The organism is Hydrogenobacter sp. T-2, assembly GCF_033971325.1.
Classification (GTDB): domain Bacteria; phylum Aquificota; class Aquificia; order Aquificales; family Aquificaceae; genus Pampinifervens; species Pampinifervens diazotrophicum.
Map to the genome: position 1 here is coordinate 996,631 of NZ_CP117180.1, position 23,807 is coordinate 1,020,437.

Annotated in this window: 25 protein-coding genes and 1 tRNA gene; 9 read left to right on the plus strand and 17 right to left on the minus strand. The window is 45.3% G+C overall.

Going from position 1 to position 23,807, the window contains the following annotated elements; genetic code table 11:
- Positions 1 to 45: 45 nt before the first annotated feature.
- The 15 genes from IAE16_RS05765 to IAE16_RS05835 form a co-directional block, all read right to left on the minus strand.
- Positions 46 to 3,489, minus strand: coding sequence for a molybdopterin dinucleotide binding domain-containing protein (locus tag IAE16_RS05765; RefSeq protein ID WP_323699800.1), 3,444 nt, complete (start codon positions 3,487 to 3,489; stop codon positions 46 to 48).
- A gap of 1 nt (position 3,490) precedes the next feature.
- Positions 3,491 to 4,615: an NrfD/PsrC family molybdoenzyme membrane anchor subunit gene (gene nrfD, locus IAE16_RS05770; protein ID WP_323699801.1), complete on the minus strand. Its 1,125-nt coding sequence runs from the start codon at positions 4,613 to 4,615 to the stop codon at positions 3,491 to 3,493.
- An 11-nt stretch (positions 4,616 to 4,626) separates the two neighbouring features.
- Positions 4,627 to 5,469: a 4Fe-4S dicluster domain-containing protein gene (locus IAE16_RS05775; protein WP_323699802.1), complete on the minus strand. Its 843-nt coding sequence runs from the start codon at positions 5,467 to 5,469 to the stop codon at positions 4,627 to 4,629.
- Positions 5,470 to 5,627: 158 nt separating this feature from the next.
- Positions 5,628 to 6,161 (minus strand): molecular chaperone TorD family protein, encoded by a 534-nt coding sequence (locus IAE16_RS05780; RefSeq protein WP_323699803.1) that lies wholly within the window; start codon positions 6,159 to 6,161, stop codon positions 5,628 to 5,630.
- Positions 6,162 to 6,182: 21 nt separating this feature from the next.
- Positions 6,183 to 6,254 (minus strand) — tRNA-Ala (locus IAE16_RS05785).
- A gap of 13 nt (positions 6,255 to 6,267) precedes the next feature.
- Entirely contained in the window at positions 6,268 to 8,277 is a 2,010-nt protein-coding gene (locus tag IAE16_RS05790) for a hypothetical protein (RefSeq protein WP_323699804.1), read from the minus strand.
- A complete protein-coding gene (locus IAE16_RS05795) occupies positions 8,274 to 8,768 on the minus strand; it encodes a 6-pyruvoyl trahydropterin synthase family protein (RefSeq protein WP_323699805.1) in 495 nt (164 codons plus the stop codon). The genes IAE16_RS05790 and IAE16_RS05795 overlap by 4 nt, the downstream gene beginning before the upstream one ends.
- Positions 8,768 to 9,007, minus strand: a complete 240-nt coding sequence (locus IAE16_RS05800) for a sulfurtransferase TusB (protein ID WP_323699806.1) — start codon at positions 9,005 to 9,007, stop codon at positions 8,768 to 8,770. Before IAE16_RS05800 ends, IAE16_RS05795 begins: the two co-directional genes overlap by 1 nt.
- Entirely contained in the window at positions 9,001 to 9,342 is a 342-nt protein-coding gene (locus IAE16_RS05805) for a DsrE family protein (RefSeq protein WP_323699807.1), read from the minus strand. Before IAE16_RS05805 ends, IAE16_RS05800 begins: the two co-directional genes overlap by 7 nt.
- A 1-nt stretch (position 9,343) precedes the next feature.
- Complete coding sequence (locus IAE16_RS05810; protein ID WP_323699808.1) at positions 9,344 to 9,646, minus strand: DsrE family protein; 303 nt, start codon at positions 9,644 to 9,646, stop codon at positions 9,344 to 9,346.
- Positions 9,643 to 9,891: a sulfurtransferase TusA family protein gene (locus IAE16_RS05815; protein ID WP_323699809.1), complete on the minus strand. Its 249-nt coding sequence runs from the start codon at positions 9,889 to 9,891 to the stop codon at positions 9,643 to 9,645. Before IAE16_RS05815 ends, IAE16_RS05810 begins: the two co-directional genes overlap by 4 nt.
- Before the next feature lie 27 nt (positions 9,892 to 9,918).
- Positions 9,919 to 11,619, minus strand: a complete 1,701-nt coding sequence (locus IAE16_RS05820) for a GspE/PulE family protein (protein ID WP_323699810.1) — start codon at positions 11,617 to 11,619, stop codon at positions 9,919 to 9,921.
- Positions 11,612 to 12,412, minus strand: coding sequence for a 3-methyl-2-oxobutanoate hydroxymethyltransferase (gene panB, locus IAE16_RS05825; RefSeq protein ID WP_323699811.1), 801 nt, complete (start codon positions 12,410 to 12,412; stop codon positions 11,612 to 11,614). The genes IAE16_RS05820 and panB overlap by 8 nt, the downstream gene beginning before the upstream one ends.
- Before the next feature lie 2 nt (positions 12,413 to 12,414).
- On the minus strand, positions 12,415 to 12,729 hold the full coding sequence (locus IAE16_RS05830) for a hypothetical protein (protein WP_323699813.1): 315 nt from the start codon (positions 12,727 to 12,729) through the stop codon (positions 12,415 to 12,417).
- Between the two features lie 33 nt (positions 12,730 to 12,762).
- On the minus strand, positions 12,763 to 13,176 hold the full coding sequence (locus tag IAE16_RS05835; protein ID WP_323699815.1) for an NUDIX domain-containing protein: 414 nt from the start codon (positions 13,174 to 13,176) through the stop codon (positions 12,763 to 12,765).
- A gap of 90 nt (positions 13,177 to 13,266) precedes the next feature.
- Here IAE16_RS05835 and IAE16_RS05840 point away from each other — a divergent pair, with 90 nt between their 5' ends.
- The 6 genes from IAE16_RS05840 (at position 13,267) to IAE16_RS05865 (ending at position 17,886) form a co-directional block, all read left to right on the plus strand.
- Positions 13,267 to 13,566, plus strand: coding sequence for a DUF2325 domain-containing protein (locus IAE16_RS05840; protein ID WP_323699816.1), 300 nt, complete (start codon positions 13,267 to 13,269; stop codon positions 13,564 to 13,566).
- Between the two features lie 129 nt (positions 13,567 to 13,695).
- Positions 13,696 to 14,139 carry a ferritin-like domain-containing protein gene (locus tag IAE16_RS05845; RefSeq protein ID WP_323699817.1) on the plus strand — a complete coding sequence of 148 codons (444 nt, stop codon included), beginning with the start codon at positions 13,696 to 13,698 and terminating at the stop codon, positions 14,137 to 14,139.
- 69 nt (positions 14,140 to 14,208) lie between these two features.
- Positions 14,209 to 16,203, plus strand: coding sequence for a TonB-dependent receptor plug domain-containing protein (locus tag IAE16_RS05850; RefSeq protein ID WP_323699818.1), 1,995 nt, complete (start codon positions 14,209 to 14,211; stop codon positions 16,201 to 16,203).
- A complete protein-coding gene (locus IAE16_RS05855; RefSeq protein ID WP_323699820.1) occupies positions 16,203 to 16,628 on the plus strand; it encodes a MotA/TolQ/ExbB proton channel family protein in 426 nt (141 codons plus the stop codon). The genes IAE16_RS05850 and IAE16_RS05855 overlap by 1 nt, the downstream gene beginning before the upstream one ends.
- Positions 16,625 to 17,434: an energy transducer TonB gene (locus IAE16_RS05860; RefSeq protein ID WP_323699822.1), complete on the plus strand. Its 810-nt coding sequence runs from the start codon at positions 16,625 to 16,627 to the stop codon at positions 17,432 to 17,434. The genes IAE16_RS05855 and IAE16_RS05860 overlap by 4 nt, the downstream gene beginning before the upstream one ends.
- Positions 17,434 to 17,886, plus strand: coding sequence for a MotA/TolQ/ExbB proton channel family protein (locus tag IAE16_RS05865; protein ID WP_323699824.1), 453 nt, complete (start codon positions 17,434 to 17,436; stop codon positions 17,884 to 17,886). The genes IAE16_RS05860 and IAE16_RS05865 overlap by 1 nt, the downstream gene beginning before the upstream one ends.
- Here the strand turns inward: IAE16_RS05865 and IAE16_RS09735 are convergent.
- Positions 17,867 to 18,097, minus strand: a complete 231-nt coding sequence (locus tag IAE16_RS09735) for a type II toxin-antitoxin system HicA family toxin (protein ID WP_345785529.1) — start codon at positions 18,095 to 18,097, stop codon at positions 17,867 to 17,869. The two genes, IAE16_RS05865 and IAE16_RS09735, sit on opposite strands and share 20 nt — an antisense overlap.
- Before the next feature lie 3 nt (positions 18,098 to 18,100).
- Positions 18,101 to 18,352, minus strand: coding sequence for a hypothetical protein (locus tag IAE16_RS05875; protein WP_323699828.1), 252 nt, complete (start codon positions 18,350 to 18,352; stop codon positions 18,101 to 18,103).
- 34 nt (positions 18,353 to 18,386) lie between these two features.
- Between IAE16_RS05875 and IAE16_RS05880 the strand changes: the two genes are divergently transcribed.
- The 3 genes from IAE16_RS05880 (at position 18,387) to IAE16_RS05890 (ending at position 23,774) form a co-directional block, all read left to right on the plus strand.
- Positions 18,387 to 18,719 carry a DUF2149 domain-containing protein gene (locus tag IAE16_RS05880; RefSeq protein WP_323699830.1) on the plus strand — a complete coding sequence of 111 codons (333 nt, stop codon included), beginning with the start codon at positions 18,387 to 18,389 and terminating at the stop codon, positions 18,717 to 18,719.
- A 2-nt stretch (positions 18,720 to 18,721) separates the two neighbouring features.
- Positions 18,722 to 22,291: a cobaltochelatase subunit CobN gene (locus IAE16_RS05885; protein WP_323699832.1), complete on the plus strand. Its 3,570-nt coding sequence runs from the start codon at positions 18,722 to 18,724 to the stop codon at positions 22,289 to 22,291.
- 82 nt (positions 22,292 to 22,373) lie between these two features.
- Complete coding sequence (locus IAE16_RS05890) at positions 22,374 to 23,774, plus strand: DUF3373 domain-containing protein (RefSeq protein WP_323699834.1); 1,401 nt, start codon at positions 22,374 to 22,376, stop codon at positions 23,772 to 23,774.
- The last annotated feature ends 33 nt before the right edge of the window (positions 23,775 to 23,807 follow it).

The window sequence follows — 23,807 nt, forward strand, 5'->3', positions numbered from 1 at the left end:
AAGGAGGGCAAAAACCGCCCCCTCTTTAACCAAGCTATAGATATGTTATGCTTTAACAACCTTTACATTACCGCTGTAGAAGGCTACACCACCACCAAACCACTCCATCTGCGGATAGACCACCCCAGTAGGTAGTTTTGCATTAGGATACATGGCTATGTATGGAGCACCTTTGTCTCTCCTGGGGTCTGAAAGTATTCTGTTGCCGTCCGCTATCTTCATAGTTCCATGAAGTGCCTTTATTCTCCACTCTGGGAAATCTTTGAACTTTGCAAGACCCAGCAGAACCTTTTCTGGGTTCTGTATTTCAAGGGGAACTCTATACGTGCCAGAATAACACCAGTGACCGAAGGTTGTGGATATGGCTACTACGCCCTGCCTTATCCTGTTGGTTACATACGCCTTGATCTTATACTCCACCCTTTTACCGTTAACATCAACCGCCCAATCCTCATAACCGGGTGCAAGAACCTTTACATAGTCACCCTGTTTAATGCCGAGCCTCTGAGCATCAACAGGATTTATCCAAAGCATGTTTTCGGGCTCAGATTCAAGTGCCCATATGTAGTTTATGGTTCTGGACTGGGTGTGTAAGGCAGGTTTGTAGGTTGTGAGTTTTAAGGGATATTCTTGCTCTATCTTGTCTGGGTCAAAGCCCTGATACTGACCTGCTTCTCTCAAGGATACATATCTCGGATGTCCGGGCATGAATTTGCCTGTTATAGGGTTGTGTCTTAGTGCAAGCCCTTCGAAATAGAACCTTACTATATTGTCCTTATTAAGCGGGAATTTGTATAGACCCTCGCTAAAGTGATCCTCATAGCCTATGAAAAAGCCTCCTCTTGAAAGCAGGAAGGCAACCTTTGGCCATTCTTCTGGAGAAACCGCATCCTTATACTTGGCTATTGGATAGTTCTTTTCCACAAACTCCACATCTTCCTTCTTGGGGTTTATCTTATATCCCTTTGACTCAAGGTCGTGGACAAGATTTGCTATTTGTTTAAGGTGGTAGTCTTCCGCTCTCATGAGAGGATAGGTTTTGCCTTCATTGGGTCCCATTCCCTTTATAGCCTTTTCTCCCCAGATGGGAGAGCCAATCTTTCTGCCTACATCTACGAGGAAGGTCTCAAGTTGCATAGGTCTTCCATCGGGTGTCTTGTCTGTGAGAGGCTCTATTATGGGGCATCTTATCGCATTGAAGAAAAAGTAGTGGTAGAGCGAATGCACACCTGTAAATCCTTCCGCATAGGTTATGTCTGGCACTATGTAGTCCGCAGCAAGATAGGAGGTATCGTCAATAACCGTAGTTATGTGTATCCATAAGCCAACCTTCTTTGTATCGTTAAGTATATCTTTGTAATGTAGCTGTGCTGGGTAAGTAAAGAGCGGATCGGACATATACTGGATAACCGCATAGGGGACACCAGCCTTTTTCTGGTCATAGGGATAATCATGAGCCATGGAGGGGAACATGCCCGTGCAGTGATATTTCGAAGCTATAAACTTAAACCAGGGCATTTTTGCGGGATAGGGGTTTTTACCTTCCATCTTTGCCCTATAGTAGAAGGCGGTCTCTTCGTAGTTTTTCTGAGTTCTATGGAGCTTTAGACCCCATGGCTTTCTTCCCCCACCAAGGTCATACCTGCCCTTACCCCTCTCACCAGTTCCCACTCGCCATATCATTCCGCCCTTATGTCCTATGTTTCCTATAAGCATGTTTATGGAGTCTATAAGCCACTGTGTAATAGAGCCGTTCATGTGCATCACTGGACCCCTGTAACTAACAACGCAGGCTTTCTTTCCGTAGGATGTAAGCTCATCTGCGGTATCTATGACATCTTTTGGGTTCACTCCTGCTATCTTACACCAGCCTTCTACGGTTTCTACAGATACAAAGTCCTTTAGAAGTTGTAGGGCGGTGGTTACATAAACTGTAGACCCATCTTTGAGCTTGACCTCTAAACCCTTCGTCTTCTTGGGATACTTTTCTGCCCTCTTTGGGTCTGTATCCTCTTCATCGTATAGGTTGTTTGGTATCTCTTTTGCTTCCTTGTATTCATCCATAAGGATGTATGCACTTTTTGACCGGGTATTTGCTTTTAAACTGCCCGTATCCTTGTCTACCACCACAAACTCATCTTCACCGCCAAGTCCCAGCTCGGAAGCCCTTAGGAGCTTCCTAAAGTGTGGGCTGTCCTTTGGACCAACTACCACAAGATGGCTCGCATTAGAAAAGACAGCTTCACCATCTTCTTTTGCCGCATTAAGGTTTGGGTTTTCCAAAAATCTTCTGTCAAAGGATTGCTTTTCAAATATGCGCCTTATGATGGCTGAAGCTGCCGCAGCATCCTCACCGGGTTTTGGCATTATATGCCTGTGAGAATAGGCTACCACTCCATTATGAGCCCTTACATCCACCCAAACAACTTTTAGGTCTCCATTCCCTCTTCTATAATGGAATATACTCCATACTGGCACTGCAGGGTTGAAGGCTTCTCCGATTTGAGCACCCCAAGCTACTATATAGTGGGCGGACTTTATGTCTGGTCCCACGTGTGGTCTGTCAAAGGCAAAAATTTGACCTGCCCACTTGGGCCACTGGCAAACGTCCGCGTGTCCAAGAAAGTTACTAGAACCTACAGTTCCATAAAGGAAACGTTCAAGAAACTCAACCCTGCCCTCTGTGAGTCTACCACCGACAACTAAGACAAAGTTTGACTTTGGACCAAGGGCTGGCATCTCAGGGTCTATTAGCTTTCTCTTTATGTCTTCGGGGAGCTTCTCCGCTTCCTCTTTTGGTAGCCAGAGTTTGTCTATGTTTTCCTCTAAGAACTTTTTCCAGTCTTCAACGGGCTTCCCATGGGTTATGGCATTTGCCCACTTTTTGAGAAAATCCATGCTAACATGTTTCAGAACCGCTTCTATGACCTCTTCCTCAGACACATAAAGGTCCGCATACATCTTAAAGCCAGGCAGTTTTTCACCCGTTTCTTCTATAACTCCACCGTTCACTACCTCATTTATGAGCTGTTCCCAGCTTATGGGTTTAAACTTTCCTTCTCCGCGCTTTCCAGCCCTCTTTAGTGGTGTTACTATTCTATAGGGGTCGTATGTATAGTGGGCTATGGATTGCCCTTTGAGACACATCTGTCCTACATGCTTAAAACTTTCTTCCAAAGGTGTATCCATGGGAAGAGGTTCCCAGAAGCTGTTTGACATGCAGTAGGGATTTCCTTCTACCTTGTAGACCATACCGTCGTAGACCCTTGCTCTTAATCCGCACCTTGCATTACAACCGAGGCACAGGGAATGAACTACCTTCATCTTCTCCGCATCAGCCATAGACAGTGGTGCAGCGTTGGCGTAGGGTATGGGCTTGAAGGGACCCTTTATTATATCCTTGAGGGCTGAGCTTCCAAAGGCAAGAAAACCTACACCTGTTCCTGCCAAAGCTGCGTTTCTTAGAAAGTCTCTTCTTGTTGCACTCATGTTATGCCACCTCCTCTTTATGTGATGCACTCTTCCATCCTGCTATGGATACAAACAGGAAGAAGAGGAAAAACACTAAGAAATAAAGTGCTATAACCTCCGTTACCCCCTCCCTTCCTATCAGCTTTATATGTGGTTCTACGATGCCCCTATGCCCCTTATCTATCATCTGGGCTGGTATGACCATAGTCCACCTTGCGGCATAAATCGAGATAAGTGAGACTATGCTTAGAAGTGATACACCTCCTACGGTGCGATTTAGAGAGGTAAAACCACCTATCAGCACAAAGAGAAGACCAATGACCTCCACAAGGTAAAAGAGCATGTTTGCCTTTATCGCCATAGCTATAAGAGGCCATTCCGCGGTATTCCAATACCATTCAGAAACATACTTTATGAAAAGCACAAAAAGGTCAAAGCCTGCAAAGCTTGCCATGACAAGGGTTGGCACTTTTAGAACCTGAGGGTTCACCTTCTCACCAAGGATAGCCTGCCCTACTATGTAAAGCAGTAAGGTCGCACCAATACCAGAAACCACTGCGGATATTAAAAACACAAGGAGAAGTATAGAAGTTCCCCAAAGGGGCATAGAATGCATGGCGGACATGAGAAAACCCACATAAGCATGGAAAAACATGGCAACTGGCACGCTAACCCCAGCCCAGAATTTTACCTTCTTATCATCCTCTTCAGGTTTAACATCCTTTGCACCAAAGGTTAGAAAACCAGCTATTGAACCCCAAATCCCACCTTCTTTAGCCTTTTGAATAAAATCTCTTCTGAAAAGGAAGTAGCTCTTTAAGAACATCACAAGCAAAAGGATAGTCCAGAGGATGAAGAAGAGGATTATGGGTGAGGAGAAATTAGGATAAAATGGGACTTTAAAGGCTCTTGCGGGTTGGGTGAGGTCAAACATGGGAGCAAGGGGTGCAACGAGCATTAGGGCTATAGCCAAGAAGTGTCCTACCCTTTCTAACTGCTCCAGTTTTCTTAGACCAAAAAGATAAACAAGGGCGGTTATAACTGTAGAACCCGCAACTATACCAGTGAAGTAGGGGTAGGTTACTATAAGAACACCCCACTCCACTGTGTGGTTGGGCAACGTGGGTCCATGAGTTACTATCATGGCTTACCTCCTTATCTTGATTCTCTAAACATGTTGTGTTGCATACGCACGTTGAAAGTGTATACCTTACCGCTTGCAGGGTCTGTCCACACCGCAGGTGGGTGCTGGTTTTCTGTAGAGCTTCCCGTGCCTACGTAGATTCCCTCTATGCCTTCCAACCCTATGTAAAACACTCTTGGCTTTGTGCCTTCTTCTGGCTTTAGGACCTGAATGCTGTTTTTCTTTATCAACTCCCATATGGGGTCGTTTGGGTTTGAAAGGTCTCCAAAATCTCTTGCTTTTGTGGGGCATACATCTACACAAGCAGGCTTCAAACCGTTTCTCGTTCTGTGGTCGCACCAACTGCATTTGTTCATCACCATCATTATCGGGTCTATGTATCTCACGCCATAGGGACATGCCTGCTCGCAAAGTCTACAGCCTATGCACCGCTCATATCTTTGGAGCACAAGACCATCGCCCTCGTCCCTGTATGTTGCATACACAGGACAGACCTTAACACAGGGTGGGTTTTCACAATGGTTGCACAACTTTGGAACATTAAGAACCTTTACCCTTGTTTCACCAGTGTTAGGGTCTGTATACCCTACTTCCCACTTTTCTACCCAGGTATTGAAAACGCCAAGTGGAGTGTTCCTTTCTGCCTTGCAAGCAGCAACGCAAGCATCACAGCCTATGCACTTGCGCACATCCACCACAAACACAAAGCGATGTTTCCCCTTCTGCTCAGGGAAGTTCCTCTCCGCCCTTGCACTTTCAAGCACCGCACCACCGCAGGTAGCGGCCGCACCAACCACAAGAGCCTTTATAAAACCTCTCCGTGATGCCTGTTTTTCTTTCAGCTCTTGACTCATAATATACCTCCTGAAAAATTCTCTCGTGGTTTGCATATGCAAAAAACATGCCAAAGGGTAACGCGGTTTTAATTATGGAATATCAAGGGTTTCCATTGTGAACCCCATTATGGATGTTCAATTTTTTATCAGGACAACTGCTTAAATTTTTATCACCTTTAGTGAGAGGGTTCTATCCGAAGTTGTTTCATTAGAAAGGCTTTGTGGTCTCTTAAAAAGGAGGTAAGAAAAGAAAGGCAGTCTTTCAGTGCCATTAAGCCTTTGCCCTTAAGGGCATCTTCAAGGTGTCTTAGCCATGATAGCCTATTATGGATGAACCTATACTGATTTATATAAGCCTTTGTTATATCCTCTTCCACACACAATAGGGCTAAGAACTTAAGCTCTATCCCAATATGGTCAGGCTCATAACCTTCGTCAAGACGATAGCCGAAGTGCTCATAAGACATGATAAGTTGGTTTTTGTCAACCTCTCTGTAATCTCTTTCCAGCAAAGAGACCTCATCAATAAAGTCAAGCTCTGCAGGAAGCCTTCTACTGTTTATGTGTTCAAGTATTCTTAGGGCATACTCTGAGTAGTCAGAGGTTGTCATATTTTCACAAAGTTGGTTTAAATAGTAATAATCCTTTGTGAGAAATAACTCAGAAAAGGTATTGTAAAAAAAGGCTATACCCTTTATACCCTCTTCCATGGAGACTAATTATAAAACAAATGGAGACGAGGGGAGTTGAACCCCCGACCTCCTGCTTGCGATGCAGGCGCTCTCCCACTGAGCTACGTCCCCGTAGGGGTTAAAATTATAACACTTCCAAACGCATAGGTCTTATGGACCTTAGGAACTTCAAAACCGAGGCAAAGTTTTTAGTGTCTACTTTTATAAGTAATTCCTTTAGGTCTCCCACCCTTCTTTTGCTTACCTCCACAGGAAGCCCGCTAAGGTCTGGCTCTTTTCTTACCTCAAGTCTTATGAGCCTCGTGTAGGGTGGTAGGTTTTCTTCCCTTCTTCTTTCAAGCTCCTCTTTGCAAAAGCCTTCCCAGTCCTTTGTTTTCAAGAACTCCAAAAGAGGGTTATGCTCTAGGACTGTTTGGACTATTAGCCTTTTCTTGCTTACGCTCAGAGCCTTCCACATATAGGAGAAATACTCCTCCGCAGAGTCATACCATGGGACAGAGAGAATATTGTCCGCATGTAGCACAAGCACGTTATCGTAGGTCTTACCGAGCTCTGGCTTTGTTTGAAAGGTTATGTTTTCCCTTAGTCCTATGAGTCTTTCCACCTCTTCCACCGCTTTGTCTATGCCAAAGCCAAGTTCTTGAAGTTCTCTTCCACACTCAGGACAACTTGCCAATCCCTTATATCCACAGGAAGTGCAAAAGACCGTGCTTTTGTCCTTACTAAGGGTTAAAAAGCTACCGCACCTTGGGCACTCCACTATATAGCCACAAGCCTTGCAGTAGGCATAGGCATAACCCACCTTGTTTACAAGGATAAGGCTCTCTTCTTTTGTGTTTTCCTTTAGGAGTTTTAGTGCGGTATCTGTAAGAACCTCTTCTGGCTTTCTCTTTATTACTGTTACCTCCGCAGAGGGTATAAACACCTCACGTTGCCAGCCCTCTCTAAGACACAGGCTAAGAGGTGGCAGTGGACTTGCCACACAAAAGTTAGCACCATAATAGCGAGAAAGCTCAAAGAGAAAATGCCTTAGGTCCGTCCCATCTTGAAGCCTTGAGGCTCTGTCTCCAAGAACAACCACAAGCCTTAGGTCTTTTATAGGAGATAGCAAGGCTATCCTGCTTCCCAGCACCACAAGACCCTTCTCTTCGTAAACTCTGAACCAGTTTTTCACAAAGTCCTTTTCCCTCTGAAAGGAGCTAAGAAGCACAAGCCTATCGCCAAAAACAGCATACATCTCCTCGTAAAGGTTTCTGAGTAGCTCACCTTGGTCGCAAAAGATAAAGAGAGATTCCCCTCTATCTATGTGAGCCATAAACTCCTCAAAGAGCCTCTCTTTTATCTCCCGCCAGCTACCCATCAAAATGCTTTTACTTCCAAGAGGTCTAAACAAGGGCTTTTTTTCCTGTCTTAGCTTAGTAAGATTTGGGTTTGTGTAGGGTATGACCTCTTCTGCTTGTGAAATTATACCCTTGTTTAAGAGAGTCCTTATCTGTGCAGAACTAAAGCCTTGCTCTTTTAGCTCCTCTAAGCTCGCATAACGTTTCTCAAGCAAAAAGTAAACAAGTTTAGAGACTTCCTCCTTATTTTTTAACCTTTTGAGCCTTTGCAGAGCTTCCTCCAAAGGGACACATAGCCTATAAAACTTCTCCACAAGTTTTGGACTTTTCCATTCTCTCTTTTTTGTGAGAAACCCAAGCTCCAAAAGATACTTTACTGGCTCGTTTCCAAAACGCTTTTTTAAGTTCTCCTCCCTTACTTTGCCTCTTGCTTTTACCCAGCTTAGTATTTCAAGGCTTTTTTTATCCAGAAAGGCTATTGGTTTTTCAGAAAGGCTTATATACTCTTCCAACCTCCAATCAAAGACAGAGGGTAAGAGCTTATACAAAAGATGCCAAGGTATAAGTCCGTAATAGTTTGCGGTATCAATAAGAGCCCTTATGTGCTTTTCTGTTGTAAAGGGTTTTGTATCTGGAAACTCAAGACCTACCTCCTGCCCTTCGTTGGCAAGACCTACCACTATTGCGGTCTTTCCCGAGAATAAGACCCTGTAGCCTACAGGACTGTCTTCATAAGGAAAGTGAGCCTTTACCTTTATAGTTTTTCCACCAGGTAGAGCCAGCCTTAGGTTCATTCACCGTAATACTCCGCCTTTGAGGTGGCGGTTTCCCAAAGGACTACTTTTACCACCTTCACATCTCCTAAAAGACCAACCTCAGAGAGTTTCTTCACCAAAAAGTCATAGAAAAACTTGGCAAGAGCTTCTGCGGTAGGACAAAAGTCCACAGGGAATATCTTTAGAGCTCCGTATTTCTCTGCGACAGTCTTGAGCTCCTCATACATAGGGTCATTAATGTCTATTATGAAGCTGTGGTCCATAGTGTCTATAAGGTCCTTTAAGGCGTTTTTTACATGATAAAAGTCCATAACCATATCCTGCTCTGAAAGGGTATTAGAACCCAAGACCACCTCAAGCACATAGCCATGTCCGTGGAGATTTACACATTTGTTTACTGGGACTTCTTTACCTATGGTAAAGTCCGCACCTCTTCCACAGGTCAGGTTTTGCTTCCAAACCCTATGTCCTGCTTCAAACCTAAAAGTCTTTGAAATCTGCCATCTCATCACCAAACTACCACTCTCTCACATTTTACCATAAGCTCCGCTATCTCCTCGTAGCTTTTCGTGAGGTTTTCGGGTATTTTTATGCTCCTTGCCTGTGCATCTTCCCTGCAGGCATACCAGCCCTTCTTTGTGGGAAACCTCAGAACACCATCTTGAATTAACACCACTATATCCTCCTCCTCCACAAGGTCAGAGCTAAAATCTCCCAGCTTTCTCACAAGCCAAAGGGTCTTTACCATATCATAACCGCCTCCGAGCTTGCTATAATGCTTCTTATATCTTCTGTGCTTTTGACCTCAACCTCACAAAGAAGGTCTTCTGGCTTTAGACCCCTCTCTTCAAGGGATGTGTCCTCCACATAAACCTTTACTTTAACATAAGCCATATTCTCTATAAGCCGGTCAAAGCCTTGAATACCCAAGTTTTCTGGATGCCATCTGCTAAGGGCATACACACCGTCCTTGATAAGTATAAGACTCACTTCACAGCTTATTCCAAGAGCCATAGCTACCCTTAGGGCTTCGTGGCACTTCCACGAAAAGGGGTCTCCCTTTATCACAAAAGCGACTTTCATCTTAGTTAAAGTTTAACACCTTATCGTATTCTCCTATAAGCCTTGAGAGGTTGTAGGTGGAACTGCTTTCAAAAAAGTCAAGAGGCTTTTCTATACCCCGTTGGTGGGCGGAGTGGGCACAATATAGAAGTCTAACTCCCATTTCCTTTAGCTCCCTTGTTTCTGGTCTTATGGTGTAGTAGGCACCGTTTCCTGAGAAAAATATGGTGACTTCTCCCTTTTTTATGAGTTCCCTTGTGAGGTTTAATATGGTGCTGTAGTCCTTAGCAAAGGGGTTGCTGGTTACTATGATAAGAAACTTCATCTTACCTTTCTTATTAGTATCTCCCAGCTATTTTCTGAAATCTGATTAACACCAAGCACTTCCTGACCTTCTTCTTTCATGCTTTTTGGAACGCTCTCTGCAGAAGGCTTGTAGTCCACTATGACCCTTAGCACTTGACCCACTTCCATCTGCTCCAGAGCCAGCTTGCTCTTTACAAAGGTAAAGGGGCATATATCACCTCTTATGTCCAGCTCCCTGTCGTGTTTAATGGCTTTTGTCTCCATGGAGTTTTTTATTATAAGACCCTTGGTCTATTTTGCAAGCACCCTTTCCACCTCAGCAAGGGAAGTTATACCCTTTCTTACCTTTAGTATGCCAGCTTCGTATAGGGTTCTCATACCCTTTTTTCTGGCAAGGTCTCTTATGTCTTCTGCGGTGGCCCCCTTTACGATGAGCTTTCTTAGTTCTTCGTCCACTTCCAGTATCTCATGCACAGCGGTTCTGCCCTTGTAACCAGAGCCATTGCAGTATTCACAACCCTTAGGATTTGCCTTATAGATAACTATGTCCTCATCAGGCGATTTTAGGACACCGAGCCTGTAGAGTGCTTCTTTAGGTGTATCGTCCGGCATTTTACACTTGGTGCAGAGCTTTCTCACGAGCCTCTGGGCTACGATGAGTATTACAGAAGAACCTACCAAGAAAGGCTCTATACCCATATCTACAAGCCTTGTTATGGAAGAAGGTGCGTCGTTGGTGTGCAAAGTGGAAAAGACCAAGTGTCCTGTAAGCGCTGCCTTTATGCCTATCTCCGCAGTTTCTGTATCTCTTATCTCACCTATGAGTATGATGTCTGGGTCTTGTCTTAGAAAGGCTCTCAAAACACTTGCAAAAGTAAGTCCTATTCTCTCGTTGACTTGCACTTGATTTAGTCCAGGAATGGCTACCTCAACTGGGTCTTCTGCGGTCATTATGTTTACATCAGGAGTATTGCGTTCCATTAGGGCTGCATATAGGGTAGTGGTCTTACCAGAACCTGTGGGTCCAGTAACCAGTATCATACCCCAAGGGGTCCATATGGCTTTTCTGAATTTCTCAAGGTCATCGGCTTCAAAGCCAAGGTCGTCAAGTTTCACACTTAAATACTTCTCCGCCTCCTGAATTCTCATAACAACCTTCTCTCCATAGACGGCGGGCACGGTAGAAACCCTAAGGTCTATCTTCTTACCTTTGAACCTTGTTCTTATCCTTCCATCCTGAGGTCTTCTCTTTTCTGCTATATCAAGGTTTGCCATAATCTTGAACCTTGCTACCAAAGAGTCCTTTATCCTTACAGGAAACTCATGGTATATTCTCAAAACACCGTCCACCCTGTATCTTACCAAGAGCTTTTTCTCCTGAGGCTCTATATGCATGTCCGAAGCTCCAAGGTTTACCGCCTCCGCTATAAGGAAGTTCGCCAATCTAACGATAGGTCCCTCTCCTGCTTCCGCCATCAGCATCTCGGGGGATAGTTCCATCCCCTCTGCTTCTATTTCTACCTCATCACCCATTTCAAAGCTCTCCACAATTCTGTCTACCGCAGGATACAGCTTGTTAAGCAGGTCTTCTATAGACTTTTTCGTGGAAACAAAGGGTATTATGGTGTTTATCTTTGTCCTAAACCTTAGCTCGTTTATGGCGGTTTGATTAAAAGGGTTTATGGTCAAGACATAGAGTTTCCCATTCTCATACTTGACGGGTGCTATGGCATGTTTTCTCAGCAGGCTCTCTGGAAGTTTTTCTTTTAATCCTTCGGGAAGGTCTATATTTTCAATGCTACCTCTCCACAACCTCTGTGGCATATATTTCTGATAGAAATCTATTAGGCGAACATCATCAATAAAGCCGAGTCTTAGAAGCGTGCTTATTATATCCTCCTCCTTCTCCTTCTTAGCTTGTGCCTCCACCGCCTTATCCCTGCTTACGTATCCTAACTTTACAAGAAGCTCAAGAATCTTTGCCTCATCCATAACTCTCCTCCTCTGATGGGAAAAGTCCTGATTCTACCTCGCTTTTAAACCTATTTAGGGCATTCCTAAAAAGCTCCGCTCCTTCAAGGTATCTTTTTACAAACCTTGGCTTTATATCCTCCACAAGACCCACAAGGTCATGAAATACCAAAACCTGACCATCGCAGTAAGGTCCTGCACCTATGCCTATGGTTATGGCTCTTGACCCTTCTGTAAGCTCTTTTGTAAGTCCCTTCGGTATGCTCTCAAGCACCACCATAAAAGCTCCCGCTTCTTCCAGTGCTTTAAAATCACTTTTGACACGTTCCGCCTCTTCCACTGCCCTTCCCACTACCCTATATCCACCCAGTGCATGCACGCTTTGAGGTGTAAAACCAATATGTCCTACCACGGGTATGCCGATGTTTACAAGCCTGTATACTAACTCCGCCACCTCTTCACCACCCTCTATCTTTACTGCGTTTGCTCCCGTTTCCTTTATAACCCTTCCACAGTTTCTTATGGCTTCCTCAATGCTTACCTGATAGCTCATAAAGGGCATATCCACGATAACAAAGGTGTTTTTTGCACCCCTTCTGACCGCCTTTGCATGGTATATCATCTCTTCAAGGCTAACAGGCAAGGTAGTATCCTGCCCCTGAAAGACCATTCCAAGAGAGTCTCCCACGAGTATACAGTCTATACCTACCTGTTCGCAGAGTTTTGCGGAGATATAGTCATAGGTAGACACCATAACTATCTTCTTGCCCTCCCGCTTTTTCTTAAAAAGGCTTCTTACGGTTATACCATCCATTCTTAGCCTTCTTTCTTCTGCGTGGAGGCTTCTTCCACCTCCTTAAGAAGCTCAAGGAGTTTCTTAATGGTTCCCCTAATACCGTTCATATCTGACAACTCTCTCATCTCTTTTACCAGTTTTAGTAGGTTTTCAAGGAGTTCTTCCCTGTATGGACCCTCACCGACCCTTATCTGGTATGCGGATGCGGTGATAGGGTGAATTATGCTGTTAACTATCCTTCTGGCAGTTAGCTTGTCCTGAGCCTGAGCAAGCTCTTCCAATTCCCCTTGAAACCTTTTAAGCAAGTTTATACCTATCTCAAACTCCTTGGTCATTTAGCTCCTCCAATGGCGAGTGTTAAGAAAATTTTAACATTTTTTCATGTAGTCTAAAAGTATGCTTTTATGGTCAAAGACCAAAAGGTCAAGAGGCAGGTCTTCAAGTTTGTAAACCCTTACCCTTTTTGCATCGTCTCCAGCCTTTGGTTCACCCTCCGCATCGCACACAAAGACCACAGAAACCACATGAAACCTTGGGTCCCTCTTTGGGTCAGAATAGACTCCAAAAAGCCTGTTTATCCTTGCATCAAGACCCGTTTCTTCCTTTATTTCTCTCAATACTGCGGATTCTACAGTTTCTCCCACCTCCACAAAGCCTCCGGGCAGGGCTAAACCCTCTGGAGCGTATAACCTTTCTATAAGCACTATGCCTTTAAATCTTTCACCTTCCCAGAGCCTTAGTATACCATCCACTGCAAGATAGGGAGTTTTTGGTTCTTTCATAGGGAGTATTATAGATGATTTTCGTCATCTTGACTTTTGAGAGGAGGGTTCTATAAAATTGATATCAGATTTCAATATAGGAGGTGTGCTATGCGGTTGTTGGTTCTTGGAGGACACGACAGGATGAGGGCAAGGGTTAAAGAGCTTTCCAAGAGGTATGGAGTAAACATCAAGTTTATCAACCAAGAAACACAGCAGAACATTGACAACGCATTGGCATGTGCGGACTGGGTGATAGTCTTTACCAGTCTTGTGGGGCACAACATGGTGAGACTTGCCAAAGACTACGCCAAGGATAGGTGTATCTTTTGCCACTCTCATGGTGTGTGCAGTCTGGAGAGGGAGATAAAGAGGCTGGTAAAAAATGAGGAGAGTAGCATTGATATTTAATTTTAATTTTTGTGCTACGATGTGTAAGAGGAGGTGAGCCATGGAATGGGGCAAAGCCTTTTGGCTTTTGGCTTTTGACCTGCTTTTTGTGCTTTATGTGGTGTCAACCATACTTTAGGAGGTATAGACATGGACAAGACTGCAGTCATCCAGAAACTCAACCGTATACTTGAGCTGGAGCTGGCGGGCGTGGTGAGATACACTCACTATGCACTTATGGTATATGGGGTGAACCGTATACCCATCGTCAAGTGGCTTGAAAAACAGGCAGAAGACTCGCTTCAGCACGCCAGAGAGGCAGGAGAGCTCATTACCTACCTTGGCGGACATCCATCTTTGGGTATTGGTCCTCTACTTGAGACCTACAGGCACGAGATTGAGGAAATACTAAAGGAGTCTTTGGAGCATGAACTCAAAGCCTTTGAGGAGTATAGGGCACTGCTTGAGCTTGTAAAGGACAAGGACCCAAGGCTTGAAGAATGGGTAAGAGAAAAGCTCAAAGAGGAGCTTGAGCACTACGACGAGGTTAACAAAATGCTCAGAAAACCTGGACAGATTGAGGTTTACCAGTGACTTGCAGGTTCTTGCTCATGGGAGGCTTGCCTGCCTTGCCTCCCCCTTTTTATAGGATGGAGGTATAAAATGAGAAAAAAGCTTTTCTTGCTTGCGGTTTTTAGCTCCACAGCCCTTGCCCAAGAGACACTTGAAGATGTGGTAATATCCGCCACAAGACAGGAGCTGGAGCAAAAGCTGGCACCACCACCGGTGAATGTGATAAGGGACAGGGACCTAAAGGACTTGGGAAAGAGTCAAAAACTCTCAGACCTTTTACTTTTTGATAGCAGTGTTTACTTGCTTAGGTCGAGGGGAAGGAGCTTTTTTAGCATAAGAGGCTTTGATGCGGACAAGGTCTTGGTGCTTGTGGATGGCAGGAGGTTGGCTTCTGAAACGGATAGGGACTTTGAACCTTTTAGGATAGGGCTTGATAGGGTGGAGAGGGTGGAGATATTGAAAGGTCCTGCCAGCGTGCTATACGGCTCGGACGCCTTGGGTGGTGTGGTAAACATAATCCTAAAAGAACCTCTAAAGCCAGAGCTTAGCTACAGCCTCAAGTATGGCAAGTATACCTCTTCCAATAAACCAGAAGCCTTTGACCTATCTCTTAGTGCCTTTAGTGGTCGTGTTGGAAACTTTAGCGTGGGTGCTTATCTGCGGTCTTCTACAGAGAGGAGCTTTCTCTTTCCTCCCACCAGAACAAGCCTTGAACCTAAAAACCAAGTTGCAGACTTTGGAGTGAGTCTTTTCTACTACTTGGATGAGTCCTCAAAGAGCAAGCTAAGGCTTGACCTTGAAAAACAAAAACACGAATCAGAGTCAAGGATTTCCACCTTTGTGCCAGGAACAAGACCGCCTCAGAGAACCACTGCAACAGGTAAAAACGAAAACCACAGGCTTAATGCATCCCTCTCTCTAAACCTTGACAGGGGAACATGGAGAGGATTTGTAAGGGCTTATCTTTCCAACTTAGAGGCGGACTTCAGACAGCGTGAGGTAAGCACCAACAGGCTTTTGAGGTCTGATGACCAAAAGTTTTACCTTTGGGTTTTGGAGGGCAATCTCTCCTTTGACCTTTTTGAAAGCCATAGGCTTACCTTTGGTGGTGAGTTTAGAAGGGAGGGATTGGAGAGCACAAGGATAGGTAGAGGCAAAGACAAGGGGCTCGTAGACAGGGGAGCCCTTGAGGGACCAAAAAGAAAATACAAGGTGGATGACGACTTTTATGCCCTATACCTGCAGGATGAGTGGTTTGTAAGCGATAAACTCTTTCTAACCGCTGGCATAAGATACGATGGCAGTAAGGATGGGGATGATAACTTAAGCCCGAGGGTGGGACTTACCTATAGCCTTCTGCCAGACCTAAGGTTAAAGGCAAACTACTCTCAGGGCTTTAGAAACCCACCTCTTAGAGACAGATACATCTTCTTTCAGATGTCCAACTACTATGTGGTGGGTAACCCAGACCTCAAAAGCGAGAAAACTCAAGGTATAGACCTTGGCATAGAAAAGGACTTTACTCATAGGGGCGGCATAAGGGCTAACTACTTCTACATGAAGGCAAAGGACCTCATAGAAGTCCAGACAGTATGCGACAACATAAGAGGAACCGCACCAGCTTTGTGTCCTATTTTGGACTTTCCTCTACCACCAGGCTTTTTTGCAGCAACATACAGGAATATTGGAAAGGCTAAGTTTACTGGTTTTGAACTTTCTGGCTTTTATGAACCTTTAAACTGGCTTCGTCTTAGGACTTCCTACACTTACCTTGAGGCAAAGGACGAGAGCCAAGACCAAAGGCTTTTACAAAGACCCAGACACAGGGCGGTGGGTGAGTTGGCACTTAAGCCTCTTGAGAACACAAAGATAAGCCTTACAGTCCAGCACTCTTCTGACGTGCTTTACCTTATAAACAACAGACCTCAAAAGAAGGACTTTACGCTCCTCGGCTTGGCTGTAAACCAAAGGGTCTTCAGAGGGCTTGAGCTCTTTGGTGGTGTGGATAACCTAAACAACAAAAAGGACTATGACATTGGCTTGCTTGGTAGCTTCTACTACGCAGGCGTAAGAGGCACTTTCTAATGTGGGTTGAATATGTGTTTATGGGCATTATGCTGGGTATGAGCCTTGTTGCGGGCTATGTCTTCTTTGAGAGGCTCTTCTTTTACAGAAGGGTGGATATATCCTCCTTTTCCACAAGGGCTGGGCTGGAGAGGGAGCTCACCAAGGGGCTATACATAATAGCTTCTGTTGCTTCTAACGCACCCTATGTGGGGCTTTTAGGCACGGTTATAGGCATAATGCACACCTTTCAGGTCATGGGAAGGGAGGGTATAGGGGATACTCTAAGGATAATGGTAGGGCTTGCACTTGCCTTGAAGGCTACCGCCATGGGTCTTTTGGTCGCCATACCTGCAGGCATAGCCTATAACTACCTCCTTAGAAGGGCAAGAGACCTCCTCTACCAGTGGGAAGACACAAGACAAAAAGAGGGTCCAAAGACATGAAGTTAGACCTTAGGGCTTTTACCTTGTCCTTTTTAGTCCACTCCTTGGCTGGCTTTATAGCCTTCCAGATGATACGCTTTGAGCTGGTGGAGAAGAAGGTGGTAGAACTTGACCTGTCTATGTTAGAGGTGAGGAAGGAAGTCCATAAGGATACATCACAAAAACCAATTCAAAGCATAAGGGATAAGGTAGAACCTCAAAGTCCTATGAGAGAAAACACAAGGGAAAGGGTAGAGACCCTGCCAACCCATACCTCCATAAAGACTGTAGAAAGGGAAGAGTCAAAAAGCCAACCCTTGGGAGTTCTGGAGGAGGCTACAAGGGAGGAAACCCAAGAGGTAAAACCCACACTCTCAGGAGAAGGCATAGAGCCAAAGGATAAAGGAGAAGTGCATGCAGGTCAGCCAATTAAAGAAGGCTCAAAGACCTTGGGTGAGGCTTCAGGTGCAAAACCCAGAGAGCTTACCTCCTCAGATAGGCATGGTGGGGCGGGGGGGAAGGGGGAGGAAGACTACAGCGTCCTTTATAGTAGACAGAACTTTGAAAGTATAAGGTCTTTGGTTAGGAGCCACCTTGAGTATCCTACCCTTGCAAGGATGAGGGGATGGGAGGGGAGGGTGGTGGTTCTTATCTGTCTTGAGGGAAGGTCCTTGTGTGGTCTTTCTATAAAGGAGAGCTCAGGCTACAGGGTGCTTGACGACGCGGTAATAAGGGCGGTTCAAAAAGCTCATAGGGACTTTCCCTTTGCGGAAAGAAGGGTAAACCTTTCTCTTCCCGTTCAGTTCACTCTAAAGGAGGGTAGCTAATGGAGAAGGTTTTCTACCAGATTGTTATGGTCTTTCAGTATCCTGTTTACGCACTTATTGTGCTTATGTTTGTCTATTCTCTCTTTGACCTTGGCTTTTTTACCGCAAGAGCCATAAAGAGGGCTTTGGGCAAAAACCACCCTCCCCCACTAAAACCAGGGGACCTATACATGAAGGCACTAAAATCCTTGGAAATACCAAGGCTTGTCTCAAGGGTTGCACCCCTCTTGGGACTTGTGGGAACTCTTATACCCTTGGGACCTGCCCTGCTTGCCCTTGCGGAGGGGAATACCCAAGAACTTGGCAGAAAGCTCTCCTTTGCCTTTGGTGCAGTGAGCCTCTCCCTAATATCTGCAAGCATTAGCTACTACACCTCCACGGTGCGAAGAAGGTGGCTCTTGGAGGACATTAAGAAGTTGGAGGAGAAGGATGTCAGTCCTCAAGAAGGCTGAGGAATTGGTCTTTATCAATGAGAAGTTGTTTTATTATAGCGTTAACTGTTCCTTTTTTAAGAGGTCTCTTACTCCAATCTGGTATAATTGTAGACCTTCCTGTGTTTGGATTATACCATTTCCTATGCGAACCTCCACCTTTTCTTTCCAGTTCATAGCACCCAAGCTTCCTAAGTATATATGTCAATTCTCTATATGTGAGGTTTTTCATCCTTTAAGGTTTGAAGGGGGCTATATAATTTTCCTCCGCACCATTAAGGTAATCTCCAAACTTTTCTGGAAGAGGTTTTTCAAGCTCCATATAAAGTTCCAAAACCGCCCTAAGGCTGTCTTCCAGCACCTCTGGAAGCTCTTCAAGCTCGTCTATCTCTGTAATGAGTTCAGGAAAGTCTGGACTAAGCACAAGCCAACCGCCCTCTTCCTGAGCTATAAGCTGAAGGTCAAGTTTTTTAAGTATTTCCCTCATATGACTAATTATAAGCCCACGTGGAGGTTTCGTCATGAACTATAAAGAGCTTGTGCGTCAAGAGTTAGAGAGGTTAGAGGAAGAGACAGACCCCATGCTGTCGGTGGTAAACATGATTGACGCCTTTTTGGCGGTGGTTATAGCCCTGCTTTTGGTCTTGGTAAACAGCCCCTTTAACCCTTTCACCAAGGAGGACTATGTGCTTGTTAAAAACCCTGACAAGGAAAACATGGAAATCCTCATAAAGAAGGGAGAAAAACTTGAAAGATACGTAAAGACTCAAAGCGTAGGTGAGGGGAAGGGAGTAAAGGTGGGCATAACCTACCGCTTAGAGGATGGAACTCTCATATACGTGCCGGAGGAGTAAGGATGAGGTTTGTTGTTGCTTTGCTTTTTCTCCTTAGCTTTGCCTTTGCTCAAAGAGTGGTTTTTGTAATGAGTTTTCCAAACCCTCCAAAGAAGCTCCAGCTTTTGCTCCAAAGTGCCAAGGAGGAAGGGCTTCCTGCGGAGGGCTTTTACCTTACCTCTCAAAACTACAGGTCCTTTATCCCTCCACCTGCGGACTTATACATAATAGACGCTCCGCCGGAGGAGATAAGAAGTTTTTTGGAAGAAAACCTTAGGGACAAAAGGTATATCCTCCTTAGTCAGCCACCTTCGGGACAAGACAAGGAGCTACTTGACAAGCTCTACCCCTACTACCACTCTGGAGGTAGGGAAAACTTCAGAAACATGATAAGAATACTGCTTGGGCTTCCTGCAGAGCCACCAAGGGAGCTACCTATGGTGGGCTTTTATCATCCAAAGAGGGGTGTAATGGACAGGATTCCTACAGAGGTGCAAAAGCCTTTGCTTGTGCTTTTTCACAGGTCAGACCTTACCGCAGAAAACACGGAGATAGTAGACCAGCTTATTCTCTCTGCGGAGAAAAGGGGTATAAGTGCCTTTGGCTTTTACTACCCAGAAAGGGAGGGTCTTAGAAGGCATTTGCATCTTCTTACCTCAGAAGGCAAGCCCATACCCTCTGTGCTTATAAACCTCAGGCTTATGTATTTTGCTCCCGATGACGAGAGAAAAGCCTTTGAAGAGCTTGGTGTTCCTGTGCTTTTGGGTCTTACCTACAGGGGTAAGCTGGAGGATTGGGAAAACTCAAAGGAAGGCATACCCATAGCCCTTATACCCTTTTACTTTGCCCTGCCAGAGTATGTGGGTGCCATTGACCCTACCGTAGTAGGCTACGACCACCACATAAAAAGACCAATAGAGCGTATGCTGGAAAACCTTGTGGAAAGGGCTATAGGCTGGAGAGAGCTACAAGACCTTGAAAACTCTCAAAAGAGTATCGCTCTTGTCTATTATAACTACCCACCTGGGGATAGGAACATATTAGCTTCAAACCTAAATGTGATTAGAAGTTTTGAGCTATTACTAAAAGAGGCAAAGGCACGCGGATACAAGGTGGAGGAGCTTTCAGAGAGACAAATAGAGTCAAAACTCACCCACCTTATAGGTTTTTATTACCGCAAAGCTGTAAACAGGCAATTTTTGGAGTGCTTACCCTTAGAGGACTATCTTAGCTGGTATGAGAGCCTACCTCAAAGGATAAGAGAGGAAATAGAGCTTTATTGGGGAAAGCCTCAGAAGGACCCCTATCTTAAAGGTTCTTGCTTTCCAATACCCATCTACAGGACAGGGAATTTTGCCTTTTTGCCCCTTGCACCCAGGGGAGTGGACTATCTAAAAAACAGGGAGCTTTACCACAGCACAAAAGTCCCACCCTCTCACTATTACCTTGCCTTTTATCTTTTTCTGCAGAAACATTTCCATGCCATAGTGCATTTTGGAACTCATGGCACTCAAGAGTGGACTCCGGGCAAGGAGAGGGGTCTTGACCTTTGGGACTATCCATACCTAACCCTCGGCGGTAGACCTGTTATATATCCCTACATTGTGGACAACGTGGGAGAGGCTGTAAACGCCAGAAGAAGAGGCAGAGCCCTTATCATATCTCACCAAACTCCTGCCTTTGCACCCTCTGGCACATACGGGGAGCTTGAAGAGCTTCACCAACTTCTTCATAAGGAATCTCAAGCAGAGGGAAGACTGAAGGAAACACTACGCAGGGACATAGCCCAAAGAGCCATAAAGGCTCGCATAGCTCAGGATATGGGATACAAAAGCCAAAGGGAAATCTTGAGAAACTTTGAAGACTTTTCAGAAAGACTGCACAACTACCTGCATGAACTGGCAAGTCAAAACATCCCACTGGGGCTTCATACCTTTGGAAGAACAAAGGACAAGGAGCTTATAGCCCTAACCTTACTGCAGATGCTGGGAGAGGATTGGGTAAGAAAATATGAAGAGGAAGACTACAAAGAGTTTCTCGCAAGACCCATTGAAGCCATAAAGACCTCCCAAGCCTACAGGAAGCTCCTTGAATGTATAGAAAAGCCAGCTCAAGAGGAGTGCGGTAAGGTGCAGGAGCTATACACGAGGTTTGATGCCAGCACAGAGACAAAAGCCTTTTTCTCAGCCCTTGAGGGCAAGTATATACCCACTTCCTATGGCGGAGACCCTATTAAAAACCCCGACGCACTGCCTACTGGCAGAAACCTCTACAGTTTTGACCCCTCTCGTGTTCCCACTCCTCAGGCTTGGAAGACTGCGGTGCAGGTCAACCAAGAGTGGCTAAGGCAATACTACCAAAAACACAAAGCCTACCCTCAAAAGGTAGCCTTTACCCTCTGGTCTACGGAGACCATGAGGCACTTTGGCGTGGTAGAAGCCCAGATATTGCACCTGCTTGGTGTAAAGCCAAAGTGGGATGAAGGAGGGAGGGTGGTAGGTCTTGAGGTTATACCAAAAGAGGAGCTAAAGAGACCGCGCATAGATGTGGTGGTGTCTGCGACAGGTCTTTATAGGGACCACTTTCCTAACCTTATGAACCTCATAAACCAAGCGGTTAGACTTGTGGCAGGGCTTGAAGAGGAGGAGAACTTCGTAAGGGAGAACACTCAAAGGCTAAAGGAAATGCTCTTAAGAAGGGGCTTTGACCAAGACAAGGCTTTTGTGCTTGCTACCGTGAGGAGCTTTTCCAACGAGAGCGGTGCCTATGGTAGTGGTCTTGATGAAGCGGTTTTTCAAACAAGAAACAAGAAGACCCTCTCTGACCTCTTTCTGCATCGCATGGGCTATGCCTACGACACAAACCTATATTCAGAAAAGGTAGAGGGTCTCTTTGAAGAGAACCTAAAAGGCACAAAGGCGGTAATTTTGTCAAGAAGCTCCAACCTATATGGCATGCTTACCACCGACGACCCCTTTCAATACTTAGGCGGGCTTGCCCTTGCAGTAGAGACCATAAGCGGTCAAAAGCCAGAGGTTCTTATTGCAAACCTCAGAAGTAATGCAAAAGTCCAAACCGCAGAAGAATTTCTCATACAGGAGGTAAGAGCAAGGTATACAAACCCGCAGTATGTAAAAGCTTTGATGCAGGAGGGCTATTCGGGGGTAAACGAACTGCTAAACACTCTAAACAACCTCTACGGCTGGCAAGTGGTAGCACCTCAGGTGGTAAAGGACTACATCTGGCAGGAGTTTAAAGAGGTATACCTTGAAGACAGATACAACCTTGGCACAAAGAGATGGCTCATGCAAAACTTCTCCGCCATGAAACAGATACAGGAAAGGCTTTCTCAAGGCATAGGTCTTTCTGGCTACTCTCCAAACCAAGGAAGGATAAGGGAAGGCACAGATACACCACAACCTGCAGGCGTCTCTGAGCTACTTAAAGGCTCTGTCCTACAGAAGGTAAGTCAACAGGCAGAGCCTATGGAAAATTCTCACGAAGCCAAATCCTATAGCATCTTTTTGGCTTTTATCTTAGCCCTTTATATGCTCGGCTTGGTGGAGGGTCTAAGGAGGAGAAGCTACGCATGAGAAAAATCATATTGACAGCGGATTTCAATTTATTTATACTTTATTGCTACAAAATCTCAATTTTAGTGTAAGGAGGTTTGGCATGAAGAAGGTGCTTTTAGCCACCGCACTCTTTTCCACTGCAGTTTTTGCCCAAACGCCAGAGGATAGGGTTCGTCAGCTTGAGGAGCAGATAAGGATGCTCCAGCAGGAGGTTCAAAAGCTAAAAGAGGAGCAAAAGAAGGCAGAAGAAACAAGGAAGGAAACAGAAGCCCTCAAGGAAGAGATAAGACAGCTCAGGCTTGACATTGCCATGCCACAACTTGAGATTAAGTCCTATTCTGGACTTGGTCCCGCAGCCTCAAAGGTGCACTTTAACCCAAGGGGTGTGTCCATAGGTGGTTATGGTGAGCTCGTATTTAGACGCAACGATGTGGATGCAAGAGGTCGTGCAAAAAATATAGCCAATATGCAGAGGATAATCCTATACCTTGGCTACGCCTTTGATGAAAAGCTAAAGTTTAACTCGGAGCTTGAGTTGGAGCATGCCTCTACCTCTAAAGACCATGGAACGGAGGGAGGATACTTCAAGGCGGAGCTTGCCTATCTTGACTACCAGTTTAGACCCGAGTTTGGAGTAAGGGGTGGTCTACTGCTTATGCCCGTGGGTATAGTAAACGAAATCCACGAGCCTCCTACCTTTCCCTCTGCGGAAAGACCCTTCTTTGAGCGTAGGATAATGCTGTCCACATGGGAAGAGATGGGTCTTGGAGTGTATGGAACGGTGGGTCCTGTAGACTACAGGTTTTATCTGATAAACGGACTTATGCTGAAAGGTGGTGGAGGCTACAATGCACTTGAGCCTTTAAAAACTGTCAGACAAAGGGGTGCAAGGGCTGTGGCAGACAGGCTTGGTTACACAGGAAGAGTGGATATAGACCTGCCTCTTAACGTGAAAATTGGAGGTTCTTTTGTCTACGCAGATGTGCAGTCTAAGGGTGATTCAGATTCTCAGCTTGGTCTCAGAAGAGGTTCAAAGGTGGGCTCAGTTACCATGCTTTCTCCTCACCTGTGGTGGCAGTATGCGGGATGGGACGTGAGGTTTGTAGGAGCATTGGTGAAAATCAATGATGCTTTAAAGATGTCCAGAGACCTTTTTGGAAACGATATCCAGAACCCAAGCACTGGTGATAACAGAGATAAAATAATGCCAAGGGAACAGCAAGGCTTTTATGTGCAGGTGGCTTATGACCTCTTTAGGCTCTTTGGACCAGAAAACCAGGAGCTTTATGTCTTTGGGATATACGAGGACTTTGATACACACAAAAAAGTGCCCTCTGGCTATCTAAAGCCTAACGGACATAAGCTAAGGGTTTATAACGTCGGTATTTCCTATAAGCCCCACCCTCTCGTAGCCATAAAAGCGGACTATGCGAAGTTGGACTACAGCAAGCCAAGAAAGGATGAGAACGAATACAGGCTCACGCTTGGTTTCATGTTCTGATGGCTCTTCCTCATGTTGTGCCCTCCCCCTCGG